This window comes from Streptomyces sp. NPDC002817, from assembly GCF_053592055.1.
In genome coordinates, this window is the sequence record NZ_JBSFUY010000049.1 from 24,184 (window position 1) to 41,774 (window position 17,591).

The 17,591-nt window shown below is 71.0% G+C and carries 19 protein-coding genes; 11 read left to right on the forward strand and 8 right to left on the reverse strand.

Annotated elements, in window-relative coordinates; translation table 11 throughout:
• Positions 1-55: 55 nt before the first annotated feature.
• Entirely contained in the window at positions 56-718 is a 663-nt protein-coding gene (locus tag ACWD3I_RS45335) for a lipoprotein (protein WP_451084383.1), read from the forward strand.
• Positions 719-787: 69 nt separating this feature from the next.
• Here ACWD3I_RS45335 and ACWD3I_RS45340 read toward each other — a convergent pair whose 3' ends face one another.
• Positions 788-2,146, reverse strand: coding sequence for an endo-1,4-beta-xylanase (locus ACWD3I_RS45340; protein WP_451084384.1), 1,359 nt, complete (start codon positions 2,144-2,146; stop codon positions 788-790).
• A 248-nt stretch (positions 2,147-2,394) separates the two neighbouring features.
• On the opposite strand from ACWD3I_RS45340, the gene ACWD3I_RS45345 reads away from it, so the two are divergent.
• Positions 2,395-2,955, forward strand: coding sequence for an AMIN-like domain-containing (lipo)protein (locus ACWD3I_RS45345; RefSeq protein ID WP_365414209.1), 561 nt, complete (start codon positions 2,395-2,397; stop codon positions 2,953-2,955).
• 259 nt (positions 2,956-3,214) lie between these two features.
• On the opposite strand, the gene ACWD3I_RS45350 is transcribed toward ACWD3I_RS45345, so the two are convergent.
• The 5 genes from ACWD3I_RS45350 to ACWD3I_RS45370 form a co-directional block, all read right to left on the reverse strand.
• Entirely contained in the window at positions 3,215-3,847 is a 633-nt protein-coding gene (locus ACWD3I_RS45350) for an SRPBCC family protein (protein ID WP_365414064.1), read from the reverse strand.
• Between the two features lie 145 nt (positions 3,848-3,992).
• Entirely contained in the window at positions 3,993-4,913 is a 921-nt protein-coding gene (locus tag ACWD3I_RS45355) for an aminoglycoside phosphotransferase family protein (protein WP_365414066.1), read from the reverse strand.
• 102 nt (positions 4,914-5,015) lie between these two features.
• On the reverse strand, positions 5,016-5,252 hold the full coding sequence (locus ACWD3I_RS45360; RefSeq protein WP_365414068.1) for a hypothetical protein: 237 nt from the start codon (positions 5,250-5,252) through the stop codon (positions 5,016-5,018).
• Between the two features lie 62 nt (positions 5,253-5,314).
• A complete protein-coding gene (locus tag ACWD3I_RS45365; protein ID WP_365414070.1) occupies positions 5,315-5,755 on the reverse strand; it encodes an Lrp/AsnC family transcriptional regulator in 441 nt (146 codons plus the stop codon).
• 20 nt (positions 5,756-5,775) lie between these two features.
• Entirely contained in the window at positions 5,776-7,125 is a 1,350-nt protein-coding gene (locus ACWD3I_RS45370) for a transaminase (protein WP_451084385.1), read from the reverse strand.
• Between the two features lie 384 nt (positions 7,126-7,509).
• Between ACWD3I_RS45370 and ACWD3I_RS45375 the strand changes: the two genes are divergently transcribed.
• Genes ACWD3I_RS45375 through ACWD3I_RS45400 form a run of 6 tightly spaced genes read left to right on the forward strand, consistent with a single transcriptional unit; the run spans position 7,510 to position 12,681 of the window.
• Positions 7,510-8,847 (forward strand): ATP-binding protein, encoded by a 1,338-nt coding sequence (locus ACWD3I_RS45375; protein WP_365413921.1) that lies wholly within the window; start codon positions 7,510-7,512, stop codon positions 8,845-8,847.
• A complete protein-coding gene (locus ACWD3I_RS45380; RefSeq protein WP_307034908.1) occupies positions 8,844-9,266 on the forward strand; it encodes a roadblock/LC7 domain-containing protein in 423 nt (140 codons plus the stop codon). The genes ACWD3I_RS45375 and ACWD3I_RS45380 overlap by 4 nt, the downstream gene beginning before the upstream one ends.
• On the forward strand, positions 9,263-9,613 hold the full coding sequence (locus tag ACWD3I_RS45385) for a DUF742 domain-containing protein (protein WP_365413923.1): 351 nt from the start codon (positions 9,263-9,265) through the stop codon (positions 9,611-9,613). Before ACWD3I_RS45380 ends, ACWD3I_RS45385 begins: the two co-directional genes overlap by 4 nt.
• On the forward strand, positions 9,585-10,214 hold the full coding sequence (locus ACWD3I_RS45390; RefSeq protein WP_365413925.1) for a GTP-binding protein: 630 nt from the start codon (positions 9,585-9,587) through the stop codon (positions 10,212-10,214). The genes ACWD3I_RS45385 and ACWD3I_RS45390 overlap by 29 nt, the downstream gene beginning before the upstream one ends.
• The gene (locus ACWD3I_RS45395; RefSeq protein ID WP_365413927.1) at positions 10,211-11,449 is read left to right on the forward strand and encodes a cytochrome P450 family protein; all 1,239 of its coding nucleotides are present in this window, start codon (positions 10,211-10,213) and stop codon (positions 11,447-11,449) included. The genes ACWD3I_RS45390 and ACWD3I_RS45395 overlap by 4 nt, the downstream gene beginning before the upstream one ends.
• Complete coding sequence (locus ACWD3I_RS45400; protein ID WP_365413929.1) at positions 11,446-12,681, forward strand: cytochrome P450 family protein; 1,236 nt, start codon at positions 11,446-11,448, stop codon at positions 12,679-12,681. Before ACWD3I_RS45395 ends, ACWD3I_RS45400 begins: the two co-directional genes overlap by 4 nt.
• A 157-nt stretch (positions 12,682-12,838) precedes the next feature.
• Here the strand turns inward: ACWD3I_RS45400 and ACWD3I_RS45405 are convergent, their stop codons facing one another.
• Entirely contained in the window at positions 12,839-14,311 is a 1,473-nt protein-coding gene (locus tag ACWD3I_RS45405) for a helix-turn-helix domain-containing protein (protein WP_451084386.1), read from the reverse strand.
• Positions 14,312-14,469: 158 nt separating this feature from the next.
• Between ACWD3I_RS45405 and ACWD3I_RS45410 the strand changes: the two genes are divergently transcribed.
• The 3 genes from ACWD3I_RS45410 (at position 14,470) to ACWD3I_RS45420 (ending at position 17,336) form a co-directional block, all read left to right on the forward strand.
• A complete protein-coding gene (locus ACWD3I_RS45410) occupies positions 14,470-15,090 on the forward strand; it encodes an L-threonylcarbamoyladenylate synthase (RefSeq protein WP_266897055.1) in 621 nt (206 codons plus the stop codon).
• Between the two features lie 111 nt (positions 15,091-15,201).
• Positions 15,202-15,957: a dienelactone hydrolase family protein gene (locus ACWD3I_RS45415; protein WP_365413312.1), complete on the forward strand. Its 756-nt coding sequence runs from the start codon at positions 15,202-15,204 to the stop codon at positions 15,955-15,957.
• 179 nt (positions 15,958-16,136) lie between these two features.
• Complete coding sequence (locus ACWD3I_RS45420; RefSeq protein ID WP_365413314.1) at positions 16,137-17,336, forward strand: glycoside hydrolase family 64 protein; 1,200 nt, start codon at positions 16,137-16,139, stop codon at positions 17,334-17,336.
• Here ACWD3I_RS45420 and ACWD3I_RS45425 read toward each other — a convergent pair.
• On the reverse strand, positions 17,314-17,559 hold the full coding sequence (locus ACWD3I_RS45425; protein WP_365413316.1) for an alpha/beta hydrolase family protein: 246 nt from the start codon (positions 17,557-17,559) through the stop codon (positions 17,314-17,316). The genes ACWD3I_RS45420 and ACWD3I_RS45425 overlap by 23 nt on opposite strands.
• Between the last annotated feature and the right edge of the window lie 32 nt (positions 17,560-17,591).

The following is a 17,591-nucleotide window of genomic DNA, read 5'->3' on the forward strand; positions in this document are numbered from 1 at the left end:
TGAACCGAGGGGAGACATCGAAGTGCTGGTCAGGGCGGGGAATGCAGGGCGTCGGATGGCTTACGTGGCCTTGCTGGCGGGGGTGTTGGCGGGCTGTTCCGAGGCCGCCGACGACAAGAAGGACGCGAAGACGTCCGCGAGTGCGTCGGCGAGCGCCGGCCAGGCCGCCGAGAGCGGCGACAGCATCGGGGCGGCCGGCTCGGCGTGCGAGCTGCCCGTGAGTTTCGACCTCGCCAAGGACTGGGAGGCGGAGGCCATCGACTCCGCGGCCGCCCAGGACAAGGCCTCCCCGACCGATTCCGGCGACCTCGAGGACGAGATCTCCGAGGAGGTCCTGGACTCCATCCTCCGCCAGGGTCCGGTCGCCGCCGCGTGCGAGGTCGACGCCAAGCCGGCCGGCTACATCGGCTTCCTGCGGATCTGGACCGGCGAGCCCGGCGACGACGACGCGCGCACCGTGCTGGAGGAGTTCGTCGCGGCCGAGGACGACTCCAGCAAGGCGAAGTACAGCTCCTTCAAGTCGGGCGACCTCGCCGGCGTCGAGGTGGAGTACGTCGTCACGAGCGAGCTCCTGGACGAGACGAAGAAGGAGAGCGCCTTCGCCGTCACCACCCCGGACGGCCCCGTCGTCGTGCACCTCGGCGGTATCGACACCGAGGAGCACGAGAAGATGGCCCCGGCGTTCGAACTGGCGAAGAAGACCCTCCAGAAGGTCTGACGGACGGCCTGAGTCGGTCCGGTGCGGCGGACCGGTCCGCCGCACCGGACCGTCGGCATCACACCATGGTCAGGACGCCGTACAGGATCCGACGACGGGCGCCGCGGCGTTCCCGTTCTTCATGACCGTGAAGCCGAAGCTCGTCGACGCGCCGGCCGCCAGGCCGCCGTTGCCGTTGCCGTTCGGCTTCATGGTCATCACGTTGCCGCTGCCGTCCCAGGTGGGCGTGCCGTTCCAGGTCGTGGAGACCTTCTGCGGGGACGTCAGCGTGACGGTCGTGGTCCAGGTGCTGATCGCGGCACTGCCCGCGGTGACGGTCACCTTGCCGTTGAAGCGGTCGCTCCACTCCTCCTGCTTGCTGTAGGAGACGGTGCAGGCGGCCGTACCGCCACCGCCGCCCGAGCCGGTGCCGCCGAGGGCTGTCAGTGCGGCCGTGTAGGCGGCCTTCTTGGCGTAGTTGCCGTCGAAGAGCAGCGGTGTGCCGCCGGCCCGCCAGGAGTACTTGTCGGTGACGCCCCACACGGTGATGCCGGTGCAGCGCGAGACGGCCAGGCAGGCCTTGACGACGTTGCTGTAGCTGGTGGCCTGGGCCGTGCCGGAGCCTTCGATGTCCAGCTCGGTGATCTGTACGTCGACGCCGAGGTCGGCGAAACGCTGCAGATTGGCCTGGTAGTCGGAGGGCACCGGGGAGGCGCTGTTGAAGTGCGACTGGAAGCCCACGCAGTCGATGGGCACCCCGCGCGCCTTGAAGTCCTTGACCAGGTTGTAGACGGCGGTGCTCTTCGCGTTGACGCCGTCGGTGTTGTAGTCGTTGTAGCAGAGCTTGGCCGCCGGGTCCGCGGCGCGGGCCGTGCGGAAGGCCTCCTCGATGAAGCCGTTGCCGAGCTTGTCCTGGAAGGGCGAGCTGCGCCGGGCGCCGCTGCTGCCGTCCTGGAAGGCCTCGTTGACCACGTCCCAGGAGTGGATCTTGCCCTTGTAGTGGGTCATGACCTGGGTGATGTGGTTGTTCATCGCCGTCCTGAGGTCGGCGGCGGCGAGGCCGGATACCCAGCCGGGCAGCTGGGAGTGCCACACCAGCGTGTGGCCGCGGACCTTCATCCCCTTGCTCTGCGCGTGGCTGACGATCTGGTCGGCGGACGTGTAGGTGAACGAGTTGCGGGTGCTCTCGACCGCGTCCCATTTCATCTCGTTCTCGGGTGTGACCGAGTTGAATTCGGTGTCGAGCGTGGAGACGTACGCGGATTCGCCCAGGTGGTTCGCGGCGACCGCGGCCCCGAAGTAGCGGCCCTTCTCGGCCGCGGCCGTACCGAGGGTGCTCGCGGCGTCGGCGGTTCCCGACAGGGCGGTGACGCCTGCTGCCGCGAGCAGGCTCGCCATGCCGAGAACCAGTGCCTTGCGGGGCAGGAGTATGGATCTGCGGGTAACCATCTCACTCCGTCCGTTCGAAAGTTTCGGTCTGATTCCGGAAGTGCGCCGAGACCATACGAGCGGCGAACCACACCGTCAACAGGCCGCGCATCAACTCTCGCCAGTTGACCGAAGACGCCCCAGCTCCCACCCAATATTCGATCGCTGCACCGAATGTTTCGGAAATTGATATCGGGACAAGGTGCAACCTTTTCTTCAACCGTGTTGTCTCATCAGATATCAGGCACATGAACATCCCGGGGGACATCATGAGACGCAGCAGAACAACCTGGGCCACCGTCGCTCTCATGGGCGCGACGCTCGGCGTGGCCGCGGTACCCGCGCAGGCCGCCACCACCTGCCCCACCGGCTGGGGCAGCATCGACAAGAGCCAGGCGGTCAGCACGGCGGAATCGGTGACGAACGCACGGACCGGCAGGCACGCCTGCTACGACCGTCTGGTCGTGGACGTTCCGGGCGCGGCGAAGGCCGGCCTCGGCTATTCCGTCCGGTACGTCGACCGACTCCAGCAGGACGGATCGGGCCGGCTGATACCGGTCGCCGGCGGCGCCGTCCTCGAAGTACGGGTGGCCGCACCCGCCTACGACGTCGAGACCGGCGCCCCGACCTATCCCGGACGGGTGGCACGCCCCCTGCCGGGCGTCGACCTCGACGGGTACCGCACCTTCAGGGACACCCGATTCGCCGGCAGCTTCGAAGGAGACACACAGTTCGGCCTCGGCGTCCGCGCCCGGCTCCCGTTCCGGGTCCTGCGGGTGGACGACCGGGTCGTGGTGGACGTGACCCACTCATGGAGCGCCAGGTCCTGACACCTCTGCCGGGTCGGCGCCGTCACACCGCGACGACACCGGCCCCGGCGCTCCCGGCGTACATCTGCCCCATGCAGTGTCCGCCACCGTCGTCCGGGCGCCAGAGCCCGGCGGGGACGACTCCCGGCTTGCTCCGGCAGTGCCCGGAAGCAGACCTCGATCCGGCTGCGGCTCCGCAGCCGGAACCCCGACTCGGCGCCCGCCCGGATGCCCGTGCGGAAACGGCCGGGCCTGCCCCGTGTGAGTCCCGCCGACCCCGCTATTCCCCCGCGTAGGCCCCGACCGTCGCCGCCGTCGTCGCCGCCACCGTCTCCGGATCGGCTCCCGAGGCGGCATAGGCGGCGCCCCACTCCTCGCCGGACCGCTTGAAGAACTCCTTGGCCTCGGCCGTGCCCTGCCAGGCCTCGGACTCCTCCCGGCTCATCCCGCGGCCCGCGAGGTGCATGCCGAGACCGAGGGCGATGCTGTCCCAGCCGATACCGACCGCGCCCGGCCCGAACTGGTTCCAGAACTCCTCCGGCACCACGGCCACATGCTCCACCTCGAACACCGTCCGCCCCTCGCCGTCCGCCGTGAGCCGCACCTCGACCTCGCTGAAGCCCGGGTCCGGCCCGTACAGCCAGCTCACCCGCAGCCGCTCCGGCTCCACGCACTCGAGGATCTCGCCCCCGGCATGGCCCTCCAGCTGATAGCGCCCACCGAGCCGGAACTCCCCGGTGACCGGCAGGAACCACCGCCCGATCCGCTCAGGGGAGGTCACCGCGCCCCAGACGTCGGCGATCTCGGCGTCATAGCTGCGCCGCAGCACCACCGCATGAGCCTCCCCCTCCTCGGCCTTGCGGGTGCCGACCTCCCGGTGTCCACGGTCGATCTGGTCGACGATCTCGCTCATCCCCGCTCACTTCCTCTCTCGGCGCGATGCCTCGGCCCGGACGGCGTACCTGGGCCAACGCTCGCACAAAGGGACCGGGATCGCCTGATCCCGGCCGGGCGGCGTCAGCCACGGCGTCTTCTGCGGCTGATGCTCGCGGAGCGCGTCACGCGCCGAACCACGCACGGGCGAGACCGGAGAGGGTTCCTTCGGCGGGGCCCTCCAACTCCCTCAGGTACCAGGGCAGGTTGCTGTACACGTGCAGCAGTGTGTAGGCGAGGGCGTGGGACGGGTCGACGCCGCTTCCGTACGCCGCGGTGAGCCGGGCGAGCAGGTGGGGGTCTCCTCGGGTGACGAACAGGCCCACGCCCACGAAGTCGTAGGCGGCGTCCCCGATCATGGCGGGCTCGAAGTCGAAGAGGCCGGTCAGGCGCCAGCCGTCGGGGTCGACCAGGAAGTGCTGCTGCATGACCTCGGTGTGCAGCAGCGAGCGCCGTGGGGTACGGGGCAGCGGGACCGAGGCGAGGAAACCGGGGATCTGCTCCAGCCAGGTGTCCGGTAGTCCGTGGCCGCGCTGCTGGGCCACCGCGTTCGCGCGCTGCCGGTCGAGGAAGGCACCCCAGTCGCCGGGCCCGAGGACGTCCTCGAGCGGGGCCGGGTCGAGCGAGTGGAGTACGGCGAGGGTTTCGCCGATCTCGGTGGCGAGGCGTTCCCGGTCGGGCCGCGGAATGCGGTCCCAGGCCCGGGCGAGGTTCTCGCCGCGCAGCCGGGACATCAGGACGTACTGCCAGCCGTTCTCGTACGGCCCGAAGTCGTCCACCCCGGGCGTCGGTACGGGGAGCAGCCCGTGCAGATGGGACAGGACACGGCCTTCGGCGATGCCGTCCCGGGCTGCGGAGGTGGGGAAGAGCTTGAGGACCCGGTTCTCCCCCACCGCGTAGACCGGTTGTGAGCCGTCCGGGAAGCGGGTCAGGGGCGCGCCGCCGAGTCCGAGACGGGCGCAGAGGTCCTCCGCGCCGGCCCGCATCAGCTTCTCGTCCTCGACGACCGCGTCCCACTCTTCGTCGGTCTCCACCACGGGCAGCATGATCGCGACCGTAGGCCGGGCGGTGGCAGCGGGGCAAACGGTTTTGGACGTGCGGAACGCCCGGCCGGACACCCCCGGCCGGGCGCCCTGCGAAACCTGCGGTCAGCCGCCGTTCAGGCGCGCGCGCAGCAGCCCCTTGCCGATTTCGGCACCCTTGCGGCTGTCCGCCTGCGCCTTGCGGAACAGGTCCGCGACCTGCGTGTCCTTGTTCCGTTCGGCGTCGTGGATGTACGTCTCGAGGCGCAGCGCGTTGCTCAGACACGCTTCCACGTACCAGATGAGGTTGTAGTCCTTGTCCGGCGTACCGGTCACGCCGCCGGTCTCCGTGCTGCTGGTCATGCGGGCCTCCTCCAGCGGTTGTCGTTACGGGGCCGCCCGGGTACCCGTCCCATGCGGGTCAATCAGCCGACGTCCCACAGGAAACGGTGCGTGTGGATGCCGAAGTACGGGAAGGACCGGACCTCTTGGACCCCCTCGACGTTGCGTACGACGTCGTTGACGAAGTCCAGCAGGTCCCGGGGGCCGGGGGCGACCACCTCGACGAACAGGTCGAAGCCGCCGGAGGTCAGCACCGAGTAGACGACCTCGTCACGCCGGGCGAGTTCATCGGCGACGGTCCGCGGGTCGCCGTCCACGCCGATGCCGAGCAGGGCCATCGCCTGGCCGCCCATGGCCATCGGGTCGGTGACGCCGACGACCTGCACCGCCTTGGCGTCCAGGAGCCGTTGCAGGCGCTGCCGAGCGGCCGAGGCGGACAGGCCGACCTTGGGGCCGAGGTCGGCGTAGGCGATCCGGCCGTCGGTCTGGAGCTCGCGCAGGATGGCCCGGTCGATCTCGTCCACGTGCTTCCTTTCGGGGTCCGTCATCCGGCCAGTTCGGCCAGTGCGGCGGCGAAGACCTCGGTGTGGGTGTCCACGTCCGCCTCGGTGGTGTCCGGGCACATCAGCGCCATGTTGTGGAAGGGCGTCAGGAGGATGCCGCGGTTGGCGAGGTGGACGTGCAGGAAGTCCTCCAGCTCGGCGTCACCGGCCGCTTCCGACTCGGTGCCGGTACGGGGCGCCGGGGAGGCGAAGCGGTACTCGGTGCGGGCGCCGAGCCTGCTCACCGACCAGGGCAGTGCGTGGGCGTCGATGCCCGCCCGGACACCGGCCTCGAACCGCTCGGACAGTTTCGCCATCCGGCCGAACGCCTCGTCCGTCAGGACGTGTTCGAGCGTGGCGCGCATCGCCGCGACCGAGAGGGCGTTGCCCGCAAGGGTGCCGCCGACGCCGCCCATGTCGACGAGGTCGAGGTCGTCGCGGTCGAGGAGCCGGTCCGCGAGCTCGGCCGACAGTCCGTACGCGCCGGCCGGGATGCCGCCGCCGATCGCCTTGCCGACGGTCAGCAGGTCGGGCTCCAGGTCCCAGGCCGCCGTGCAGCCGCCGGGCCCTGCGGAGAGGGTGTGGGTCTCGTCGTTGATGAGCAGGGTGCCGTACCGCCGGGTCAGCGCCCGAACGCCCTCCAGATAGCCCGGTTCGGGCAGCACGATGCCGATGTTGGTGAGCGCCGGTTCCATGAGGACGGCGGCCACGTCGCCGTGGGCCAGCTCGCGCTCCAGCTGCTCCAGGTCGTTGAACTCGGCGACCCGGCTGGTGAGGGTGACATCGCACGGGGCGCCCACGTTGCCGGGGCGGGCCACGCCGTGGCCGTCGGGGCCGACGACGATCAGGGACTCGTCGACGCTGCCGTGGTAGCTGTAGCTGTTCACCAGGATCTTCGGGCGGCCGGTGACGGCACGGGCGAGCCGGATGGACCACCGGTTGGCGTCGGTCGCCGTCAGCGAGAAGCTCCAGCGGGCGAGTCCGAAGCGGCGGGTGAGTTCCGCGCCGACCCACTCGGCGTCCTCGGTCGGCAGCATCGCCGTGGCGCCGCCCTGCTCGGCGAACCGGCGCTGGACCGCCTCGGCCACCGGTGCGGGCGAGTGCCCGGCCATCGCGCCCGTGTCGCCGAGGCAGAAGTCGATGTACTCGTGCCCGTCGATGTCGGTGACCCGGGCGCCCCGAGCGGTGTCGAGATAGCGGGGAAAGGACCCGGCGGTCTTGTTCATCCAGGTCATCGGCACCCGTCCGAAGAGATGCCCGGCGCGCGCGTACGCCTCCTCGGAGCGTGGGCAGCGGCGCGCGGCCTCCGTCCTCTCGCGGGCCAGGAGGTGCTGGAGACGGGTGCGATCCATGGGCTCTCCGGGCGTGAGTACGAACGAAAACGTGGTGACATCACTCTACGGTGATTGATTCGAGCGTCAAGACAATCGAATCAAGCGCCCCATCGTCGTGCGACGGGGCCCGCTCGCCCGCGGGCGGCTGCACACCGGGAAGATCAACGGACGTGCGGTGATCCTGCCGCACGACGGATCCGAGTGCATGGAACGCGCCAACTCGCCTTTCCGACACGGCATTTCAGACAGTCGACGCAGAAGTGAACAGAGAGCTTTCGGTTTCGGAGCGAAGTCTCGATCAACCGTGCGAGAGGGGTCGGCGACGGTGTGTACTGTGCTGCGAGCGCCTAGCCACCGGCACTCGGACTCACCCCTGCCCGACTTCCCCTGGAAACCGATTCGATGATCGAATTACCGGACCTGGCCGTCGGCGGTCTGGCCGTCGGCACACTGTCCGCGCTCGCCCTCGGCGGCGGTCTGCTGCGCTCACGGCGTCAACTGACCCGGCAGCGCGCCGAGACGGACGCCCTGCGGTCCCGACTCGACGGCGCGCTGCTGGCGTTGACGGCCGAGGTCGAGCACCTGGCGGCTCAGCGCGCACCCGCCGCCGCCCGGCAGCTCGCCCACCCGCACGTGGCGGTCCCGGGCCCGCTCCAGCCGCACACCGCGGGAACGCCCCTGGGTATCGCCCTGGAAGGCGTGCTGCTGGGGCTGCGCGCCGAGCTCTCCGCACAGCGCACCCGTATCGACGCGGCCGCCCAGGCCGGGATGCGCGGCGCCACCCGGGAGATCCAGGCGGCCCTCTACCGTCTGCAGGACGCCCTGCGCCAGCTGCAACAGCGCTACGACGAGCCGGAGTTGGCGCAGACCCTCTTCCAGCTGGACCACGAGAACGAGCAGTCGCTGCGCCGGGCGCAGGTCGCCGCCGTGGTGTGCGGGGCCTGGGTGGGGCTCGCCCGCGAGGAGTCGCACCTGGTGGACGCGGTGACCGGCGGACAGTCGCGGCTCGCGGGCTACCACCGGGTCAAGGTCCACAACCATCTGGAGACGGGCACCGCCCTGGTCTCGCACGCCGTCGAGCCGGTCGCGATCATCGTCGCCGAACTCCTCGACAACGCGCTGCGCCACTCCGCGCCCGACACCGACGTCGTGGTCAACCTGGAGCACGTCCATCACGGCGTCTGTGTCACCGTCGACGACGCGGGCGTGGGCATGACCCAGGACGAACGGGCCCACGCCCAGCGGACGGTGGCCGGTACCGAGCCGATCCTCCTCACCGGCCTCGGCGATCCGCCCCGCATGGGACTCGCCGCGATCGGCCAGCTCACCCGGCAGTTCGATCTGGGTGTCGACCTCTCCTCGCCGTCCCCGTACGGCGGGGTACGCGCGGTGCTGAGAGTCGAGAGTCATCTCCTCAGCCGTATCGACCCCGTCGAGCAGCCACCGGCGGTCAGCACGCCGCGCTCGACGCGCAAGGTCACGTCGGAGGCGTCCCACGGCTACGGCACCGACGACACCGCCGCCCTCACCGGGCACCACGACGAGCTGCCGCAACGCCGCCGCCGTACCCGCGCCGCCGCGCCGGAGGCACCCGCCGCCGAGCACCCGGCCCGCAGTCCCGAGGACGCCGCCGCCTCGCTCGGCGCCCTGCAGTCCGGCACCGCCGCGGCCCGCGCGGACAGTGCCACCACCGACGTACCGACGAACGAGACCGACTACGAGGGGGGACCGGCTCGATGACCAGCCGCGACGCAGGCGACACGGCATGGGTACTGGAACCGATCCTCGAGGTGCCGCATGTCGTGGCCGCCGTCCTGCTCACCCGGGACGGCCTGGTCACGGGGTACACGGACGCGCTGTCCCGGCCCTCGGCCGAGCGAGTGGCCGCGATCACCAGCACCGTGCAGGGGGCGTGCCGGACCGCCGCGGCCGCGTTCGCCGACCGGGACCGGGCCGAGATACGGCAGGTCGTCATCGAGTCGGACCACGGGTACGTCCTCATCGTGCCGACCGACCACGGCACCTGTGTGGCCGCGTACGGAAGCGGCGAGGTGCGTCTGGACCTGCTCGCGCACCGCGTGCACTCGCAGGTGGCACGGCTGGGCGAGAAGGCGATGGCCACCGCACCCCGAGGGAGCGACGACGGCGCTCCGGCATGACAGGCCGCCCCCTGGTCCCGGCGTATCTGTCCACCGGCGGCACCGCCCGCCCCAGCCGCCCGCACCTGGAACGGCTGTCGGTCCTCACCGCCAGCGGCACACCGACCCCGGCCGCTCTCCCGGCCGCCGAACTGGCCCTCCTGGACGCCCTGGAGGAGGGCTCACTGACGGTGGTGGAGGCCGCGGCCCTGCTCCGGCTCCCGGTCTCCGCCGTCCGTGTCCTGGCCGGCGCCCTCCTCGACCGGGACCTGGTGGTGTCCCGCGCCCCGGTCCCGCCCGCCGAACGGTTCGACCCCGACCTGCTGAAGAGAGTGGCCGATGGCCTCCGCGCCCTCAAGCACAGCTAGCAGCGCCCCCGGCGCACCCGGCCGCGTCCATCTGCCGGACACCGCCCGCGATCTGGTGAAGATCCTGGTCACGGGCCCCTTCGGCGTGGGCAAGACGACCCTGATCGATTCGGTGTCCGAGATCGTGCCCCTGCACACCGAGGAACAGCTCACCGAGGCGTCCGCGCAGGTGGACGATCTGGAGGGGGTGCGGGACAAGTCGACGACCACCGTCGCCATCGACTTCGGCCGGATCAGCCTGGCGGGCGGCGTCGTCCTGTACCTGTTCGGCACGCCCGGACAGGAACGGTTCCGGTCCTTGTGGGACGACATCGCCTATGGCGCGCTGGGCGCCCTCGTCCTGGTCGACAGCCGTCGGATCGACGCGTCCTTCGATGTGCTCGGCCTGGTGGAGGAGACCGGGCTGCCGTACACGGTCGCCTTCAACGCCTTTCCGGACGCACCCAGCCACCACACCGAGGAACAGCTGCGTGCCGCCCTGGACCTGGAGCCGGGCACACCGATGGTCACCTGTGACGCGCGGGACGCGAACTCCTCGATCGACGCACTGCTCACGCTGGTCCAGCACCTCATCGACCGCCACCCCTCGGAGAGCCGGTGACCACCTACCCCCCTGCCCGCCAGGACTTCTCCCGCTCCGCACCCGTGCGGCTGTGGGAGGACGGTTTCGCCCTCGACCCGTACCGCTACTACGACGACCTGCGGGCCCAGGGCCCGGTCGGCTGGGCGGAGTTGGCGCCGGGTGTGCCGGCGTACGTCGTCACCGACCGGCGGGCCGCGCTGGAACTGCTGCACGACGCGGAGGCGTTCTCGCACGACCCGCGGCCGTGGGAGTCGACGGTCGCCGACGACTCCCCCGTGCTCGGCATGATGCGCTGGCGGCCCAACTCCCTGTTCGCGGACGGCGCCGCCCATGCCCGCTACCGCACCACGCTGATCGACACCTTCGACCTGGTCGAGCCGCACGACCTGCGGGCCCGTGTGCACCGGGCGGTGCATCTGCTGGTGAGCCGGATCGGCCCGAAGGGCGAGGCCGATCTGGTGGGCGAGTTCGCCCGGCCGCTGATGGCGCTGGTCTTCAACAGCCTCTTCGGCCTGCCCGACAGCCAGAGCGAGCGGCTCAACCAGGCGCTCGGCAAGATGATGGAGGGCGGCGCCCAGGCGGCCGCGGGCGAGGCGGAGTTCGGCGGCTACGTACTGGAGTTGATCGCCGCCAAGGCCGAGCGGCGCGGCGACGACCTGCCGAGCCACCTCCTGGACCACCCGGCGGGGCTCACCCCGGAGGAGGTCACCTGGCAGGTGTTCCTCACCCTCGGCGCCGGCCACGAACCCACCGCGAACCTGGTGTCCAACGCGCTGTCCCGCATCCTCGGCAACCCGCTCTACTACTCCACCCTCACCAGCGGCGCCCGCCCGGTGATGGACGCCGTGGTCGAGGTGCTGCACCACGAGACCCCGCTCGCGAACTACGGCATCCACTACGCTCGCCGGCCGATGACCTTCCATGGAACGTGGATCAGAGCAGCGATGCCGGTCGTGGTGTCGTACGGGGCGCTCGCGTACTTCGCCGAGCAGGAGGTCGTCGACGGCCGCCACCCCAAGGACGCCTCCCACCTGTCCTGGTCGGCGGGCTCGCACGCCTGCCCGGTCAAGCAGCACACGCTGCTCATCGCCACCGAGGCGATCGAGCGGCTCACCCAGTGGCTGCCCGACCTCGAACCCGTGCTGCCGCGCGAGCGACTCGCCTGGCGGCCGGGCCCGTTCCACCGTTCGCTGACGGCGCTGCCCGTCAGGTTCAGCCCTCGCTCCCCCGACCAGCCAGGAGATCCGTCGTGACCGTGACCGACCGCATCGACCGCTTTGTCATCGACCCGTTCGGATCCGACATCGCGGCCGAATGCGCCCGGCTGCGCGCCTTCGGCCCGATCGTCCCCGTCGAACTGCCCGGCGGCATCCCCGCCTGGGCGCCCACGGGCTACGACACCCTCAAGGAACTGATCCTCGACCCGCGGGTCAGCAAGGATCCGCGGCTGCACTGGCGGCTCTGGCCCGAGCTCGGCGAACACCCCTCGTGGGGCTGGGTGCTCGGCTGGATCGGCGTGGTCAACATGCTCTCCACCTACGGCACCGACCACACGCGGCTGCGCAAGCTGGTGGCACCGAGCTTCACCCACCGGCGTACCGAGACGATGCGGCCCCGGGTGGAGGCGATCACGGCGGAACTGCTCGACGCGGTGGCGGCGGACGACGCCGAGGTGGTCGACCTGCGGGCGGCCCTCGCCCATGCGCTGCCCATGCGGATCATCTGCGAACTCTTCGGAGTCCCTGACGAGTTGGTGGCCGACACCGCGCGGATGATAGCGGCCATCATGGACACCTCCGACCCGACTCCGGAGCACGCGGCGTTCGTGCAGCAGCAGATCGGCACGGTGCTGCCCGCGCTGATCGCCCACCGCAGCGCGCACCCCGGCGACGACCTGACCACCGAGCTGATCCGGGTGCGGGACGAGGACGGCGACCGGCTCAGCGACGAGGAGCTGCTGTACACGCTGCTGCTGGTCATCGGCGCGGGCTTCGAGACGACCGTCAACCTCATCGGCAACGCGATCGTCGCCCTGCTGCGCGATCCCGGGCAGCTGGCCGCAGTGCGGTCCGGGCGGATCGGCTGGGACGCCGTCGTCGACGAGACGCTGCGGCTGCAGCCCTCCATCGCCTCGCTGCCGCTGCGGTTCGCGGTCAGCGACCTCGAGGTCGGCGATGTCACCGTCCCGGCCGGCGACGCCATCATCACGACCTTCGCCGCCGCAGGGCTCGATCCCGCCCACTACGGACCGGACGCGCACACCTTCGACGCCGCGCGCGGGGCGGACGATCATCTGGCGTTCGGGATCGGCGTGCACCGGTGCATCGGCGCACCGCTCGCCCGGGCGGAGGCCATGACGGCGCTGCCCGCCCTCTTCGACCGCTTCCCCGACCTGCGCCTCGCGGTCGGGGAGGAGGAGCTGCGGCAGGTGCCGTCGTTCATCGCGTTCGGCTGGCAGGAGGTGCCGGTGCGGCCGCACGGCTGACCACGCGAACAGGGGCAGGACCGGTCCCCCGTTCCGGTCGTGCCCCTGCGGCCCGTCGAACTTACGTGAACAGCACAGCGGTTGTGAACCGCAGCGGTGCCCGCTGCGCGGCCCGGAGGACTCACCTGTGCACAGGTGAGTCCGAATGGCGCGTTTTCTATGCTGCCAACCGGGGCGGTTCCAGCTCTCCTGTCGCCAGATGAGCCAGGACGACCTCGTAGAGATCGCTGCCCGCGGCCAGAAGCTGCCGTTCCAGGACGGGCTCCGCACTGCGGACGTGCTCGCGCACCGTCTGCGCGTGGACACCGAGTGTCTGCGCGGTCCGCTCGGAGTTCCCGCCGACGGCGATCCAGGTGCGCAGGGTGCGGCGCAGATCGCGGGCGTCCGGGTCGAGACGCCCCAGCAGACCCAGGGCCCAGGTGCGCAGCGCGGGCCCGGACAGCACGTCCCCGAGCGGGACCGGCCCGGACCGCTCCCTGCCGGGCCCCTGTTCCATGCCTGCCTGGGTGTTCAGTGCCAGATGGACCAGGGCGCGGACGGTGAGGTCGGAGAAGTCCGTGCCGAGCAGGCCCTCCACCCGCTCCATGCGGGCCCGCACGGTGTTGCGGCTGACGCCCAGGACCTTGGCCGCGCTCACGGCGGTGAACTCCAGGCCGAGCCGGGTGGTGGCGAGGAGCTCACCGTGGGTGTGGCGGGCCAGCACGTCGAGCGGGCGCAGCAGGTCCGCGGTCCAGCCGTGCAGGAGCGCCGGGTCCATGAGGCGTTCGGGGTGGGTGCGCTCGGCGTAGACCGCGGCCTTGTCGGGCCGGAAGTGCGCGACGGCCAGGGCACTGACGGCCTGTCCGTAGGCGGTGGCGGTCCGGGCCAGGGTCTGCCGGGAGCTGCCGCCGATGAAAGTGCCGGGGCGGCCTTCGACCAGCGAGCGCAGCTCCCGGGCGGCGGTCTCGTCGGGGGCCACGACGATCACATGCTGGTCCACGGCCGGGCAGCGCACGACCAGGGCCTGCTCCTCGGTGACGGCCACGCACTCCTCGGCCAGCCGGTCGCGCTCCTCGACGGTGCCTTCCACGACGTAGACGCACGCGGAGTCCGTGTCGAGCAGCCCGGGCCACAGACCCGCGGCGACGCGGCGAGCGGAGACGATGTCCTCCACCATCAGCAGCTGGAGGATCGCCAGCCGCAGGTCGGCGGTGGCCCGTGCCAGCCGGAGTCCGGCGGCGGTCGTCTCGCGCGCCCTGAGCAGCAGTTCGACGACCTGGGCGGTGTGCGTGAGCATGTCGGCGGCCCGCCGGTCGAACGGCGCCGGCCGGGACACGGCCAGCACACCCGCCGTCGCGGAGTGCGGCTGCTCCACCCTGACCAGGCGCTGGTGACGTCCCTCGCCCTCCCAGGCGGCGGAGGCGATCCGGCCGGCGACGATCTCGGCGACCAGGTCCTCGTCGAGCGGGACACGGGTTCCGGCGAGCAGGGCACCGTCGGCGTCCTGCAGGGCGGCCGTCCCGTCCACGCTGTCGGCGAGCCAGGCGACGACCCGGCGGACGTCCCGTCCGGTGGGCCGCAGATGGTCGAGCAGCTCCTCCGCCCACGGCGCGCCGGTGCCCTTCACCCGACCGTCCTCTCCGCCAGCCACGGCACCCGTCTCCTCGTCCCTCGCCTCGCCCTCGGCACAGTCGTCCGGACGTTACCTCACCGATGGCCAGGGGGCTTCCCGCTCCGGACGGCGGGACGAGCGGCCCCTGCGACCCGGGCCTGCGTTGCCGCCGCCCCCGGACGGCATAAGCTCGGCGGATGGCGAAGTACTTCGACGTGCACCCCGACAACCCCCAGCCGCGCACCATCTCCCAGGTCGCCGACAGCATCCGGGACGGGGCGCTCATCGCGTATCCGACGGACTCCTGTTACGCGCTCGGCTGCAAGCTGGGCAGCCGTGACGGCATCGACCGGATCCGGACGATCCGCAAGCTGGACGACCGGCACCACTTCACCCTCGTCTGCCAGGACTTCGCGCAGCTCGGCCAGTTCGTACGGGTCGACAACGACGTGTTCCGCGCGATCAAGGCGTCGACGCCGGGCAGCTACACCTTCATCCTCCCGGCGACGAGGGAGGTGCCGCGCATGCTGCAACACCCCAAGAAGAAGACCGTCGGTGTGCGCATCCCCGACCACGTCGTCACGCACGCCCTGCTCACCGAGCTCGGGGAGCCGCTGCTGTCCAGCACGCTGCTGCTGCCCGACGAGGACGAGCCGATGACCCAGGGCTGGGAGATCAAGGACCGGCTCGACCATGTGCTGGACGCGGTCGTGGACTCCGGCGAGTGCGGGACCGAGCCGACGACGGTCATCGACTTCTCCAACGGCGAGGCGGAGATCATCCGGCACGGGGCGGGCGACACGACCCGGTTCGAATAGGGCCCAGGGGGTGCCGCAACGCAGTTGGATGGCGGATGAAACCATATCGACGGCCCCACCTTCCCGGGCCGGCGAGCTGCTCGCCGTCGACTGCGCAGAGAGGCAGCCCTCATGACCTCCGTACAGGGAACATCCGTCGACATCCGCACCGAGGACGGCGTCGCCGACGCCTACCTCGTCCATCCCGGCGACGGACTCCCTCATCCGGGCGTCCTGCTCTACCAGGACGCCTTCGGCCTGCGCCCGCAGCTGACGTCGATGGCCGACCGGCTCGCCGGGGCCGGTCACACGGTGCTCGTCCCCAATGTCTTCTACCGTCACGGACGCTCACCGGTCTTCGAGCTGCCCGATTTCATCGACACCCACAGCCGGCCCGACCTCTGGGACAGCATCGGCCCGGTCCTGCAGTCCCTGACCCCCGAGCTCGCGATGCGCGACGCCGGCGCCTACCTGGGGTGGCTGGCCGAGAGTCCGCTCGTCGCCGACGGCCCGGTCGCGCTGACCGGGTACTGCATGGGCGCCCGGCTCTCCCTGCTCACCGCGGGCACCTATCCGGACCGGGTCGCGGCCGCGGCCGGTTTCCACGGCGGCCGGCTGGCGACCGACGCCCCGGACAGCCCGCACCTGGTGGCCGAACACATCACCGCCGAGCTGTACTTCGGCCACGCCGACGAGGACCCCTCGCTGCCGCCGGAGCAGATCCAGCTCCTGGAGGACACGCTCACCGAGGCGGGCGTACGGCACCGCTGCGAGGTCTACCCGGGCGCGCATCACGGCTTCACGCAGGCCGACACCGCCGCGTACCACCGGGAGGGCGACGAGCGGCACTGGGCGGCGCTGCTGGACCTGTTGAAGCGCACCTTCTGAAGCACGCGTTCCGGACCGGAGGGCGGCACGGCAGGCATGTCCTGAGTGCCGCCCTTCCGTGATCTTCACGGACACCCGAGTTCTGTCGATGTCATTGACATGCCCGCGTCGCGGCGCAACTCTGAGAGCGCTCTCAAATCAGGTACGGACCAATCCCCCCCCACACACGGAGGTGGAGAGTGCTCGGACGACTCAGGCACCAACTCCTCGCCACGGCCGCGGCAGCCACCCTGCTCGGCGGGCTGCTCGCGCTCGGAGCGTCGCAGCCCGCGAGCGGCGCGGTGCCGGCCACGATCCCCCTGAAGCTGACCAACAACTCCGGCCGAAGCGACGCCGTCCACGTCTACAACCTCGGCACCAACCTCGCGACGGGCCAGCAGGGTTGGGCCGATGCGAACGGCACGTTCCACGCCTGGCCCGCGGGCGGCAACCCGCCCACACCCGCCCCGGACGCCTCGATCCCCGGCCCGGCGGCCGGGCAGTCCAAGACGATCCGGATGCCCAAGTTCTCGGGCCGCGTCTACTTCTCCTACGGCCAGAAGCTCGACTTCCGGCTGACCACCGGCGGTCTGGTGCAGCCGGCCGTGCAGAATCCGAGCGATCCGAACCGCAACATCCTCTTCAACTGGTCGGAGTACACGCTCAACGACTCGGGCCTGTGGCTCAACAGCACCCAGGTCGACATGTTCTCCGCCCCCTACGCGGTGGGCGTGCAGCGCTCCGACGGCACCACGATCAACACGGGGCACCTCAAGTCCGGTGGCTACAACGCGGTTCTCAACGCTCTGCGCGGCCAGTCGGGCGGCTGGGCGGGCCTGGTCCAGAGCCGCCCGGACGGCACGGTGCTGCGCGCGCTCTCCCCCGCCTACGGCCTGGAGACCGGGGCACTGCCCGCCTCCGTCCTGGACGACTACATCAACCGCGTCTGGCAGAAGTACGCCACGACGACGCTCACGGTGACCCCCTTCACCGACCAGCCGAACACCAAGTACTTCGGCCGGGTCTCCGGCGGCGTCATGAACTTCACCAACTCCGCCGGTGCGACCGTCACCAGCTTCCAGAAGCCGGACGCGTCCAGCGTCTTCGGCTGCCACAAACTCCTCGACGCCCCCAACGACCAGGTCCGCGGCCCGATCTCCCGCACGCTCTGCGCGGGCTTCAACCGCTCCACGCTCCTGACCAACCCCAACCAGCCGGACGCCTCGTCGGCGGCCTTCTACCAGGACGCGGTGACCAACCACTACGCCCGTGTCATCCACGACCGGATGGCCGACGGCAAGGCCTACGCGTTCGCCTTCGACGACGTCGGCAACCACGAGTCCCTCGTGCACGACGGGAACCCGCAACAGGCGTACCTCACGCTCGACCCGCTGAGCTGACCCCTAAAGAACCCTCAAGAAAGCGCAGTTGTCGCTCCAACAGTTCGGCGGTGACCGCGGTCCCCACCGGCTGATGGCCGGCGCCCGCCATGAGATACACCTCATGCGGGCGCCCGGCCGCGTCCGGCGCGGCGAACAGCCGAACGGTGTTGGCGACCGGGACCCTGGCGTCGTCGAGCCCGTGGATCAGCGGGAGGGGGCGGGTCGGGGGCGAGGTCGGCATGGTGGCGGGCGGCCTTGTACAGCGCGGTCACC

Bases quoted from the DNA above. Each gene is read 5' to 3' on its own strand.
- ACWD3I_RS45335 (WP_451084383.1), top strand. From the start codon at position 56: ATGGCTTACGTGGCCTTGCTGGCGGGGGTGTTGGCGGGCTGTTCCGAG.
- ACWD3I_RS45340 (WP_451084384.1), bottom strand. From the start codon at position 2,146: ATGGTTACCCGCAGATCCATACTCCTGCCCCGCAAGGCACTGGTTCTC.
- ACWD3I_RS45345 (WP_365414209.1), top strand. From the start codon at position 2,395: ATGAGACGCAGCAGAACAACCTGGGCCACCGTCGCTCTCATGGGCGCG.
- ACWD3I_RS45350 (WP_365414064.1), bottom strand. From the start codon at position 3,847: ATGAGCGAGATCGTCGACCAGATCGACCGTGGACACCGGGAGGTCGGC.
- ACWD3I_RS45355 (WP_365414066.1), bottom strand. From the start codon at position 4,913: ATGCTGCCCGTGGTGGAGACCGACGAAGAGTGGGACGCGGTCGTCGAG.
- ACWD3I_RS45360 (WP_365414068.1), bottom strand. From the start codon at position 5,252: ATGACCAGCAGCACGGAGACCGGCGGCGTGACCGGTACGCCGGACAAG.
- ACWD3I_RS45370 (WP_451084385.1), bottom strand. From the start codon at position 7,125: ATGGATCGCACCCGTCTCCAGCACCTCCTGGCCCGCGAGAGGACGGAG.
- ACWD3I_RS45375 (WP_365413921.1), top strand. From the start codon at position 7,510: ATGATCGAATTACCGGACCTGGCCGTCGGCGGTCTGGCCGTCGGCACA.
- ACWD3I_RS45380 (WP_307034908.1), top strand. From the start codon at position 8,844: ATGACCAGCCGCGACGCAGGCGACACGGCATGGGTACTGGAACCGATC.
- ACWD3I_RS45385 (WP_365413923.1), top strand. From the start codon at position 9,263: ATGACAGGCCGCCCCCTGGTCCCGGCGTATCTGTCCACCGGCGGCACC.
- ACWD3I_RS45390 (WP_365413925.1), top strand. From the start codon at position 9,585: ATGGCCTCCGCGCCCTCAAGCACAGCTAGCAGCGCCCCCGGCGCACCC.
- ACWD3I_RS45410 (WP_266897055.1), top strand. From the start codon at position 14,470: ATGGCGAAGTACTTCGACGTGCACCCCGACAACCCCCAGCCGCGCACC.
- ACWD3I_RS45415 (WP_365413312.1), top strand. From the start codon at position 15,202: ATGACCTCCGTACAGGGAACATCCGTCGACATCCGCACCGAGGACGGC.
- ACWD3I_RS45425 (WP_365413316.1), bottom strand. From the start codon at position 17,559: ATGCCGACCTCGCCCCCGACCCGCCCCCTCCCGCTGATCCACGGGCTC.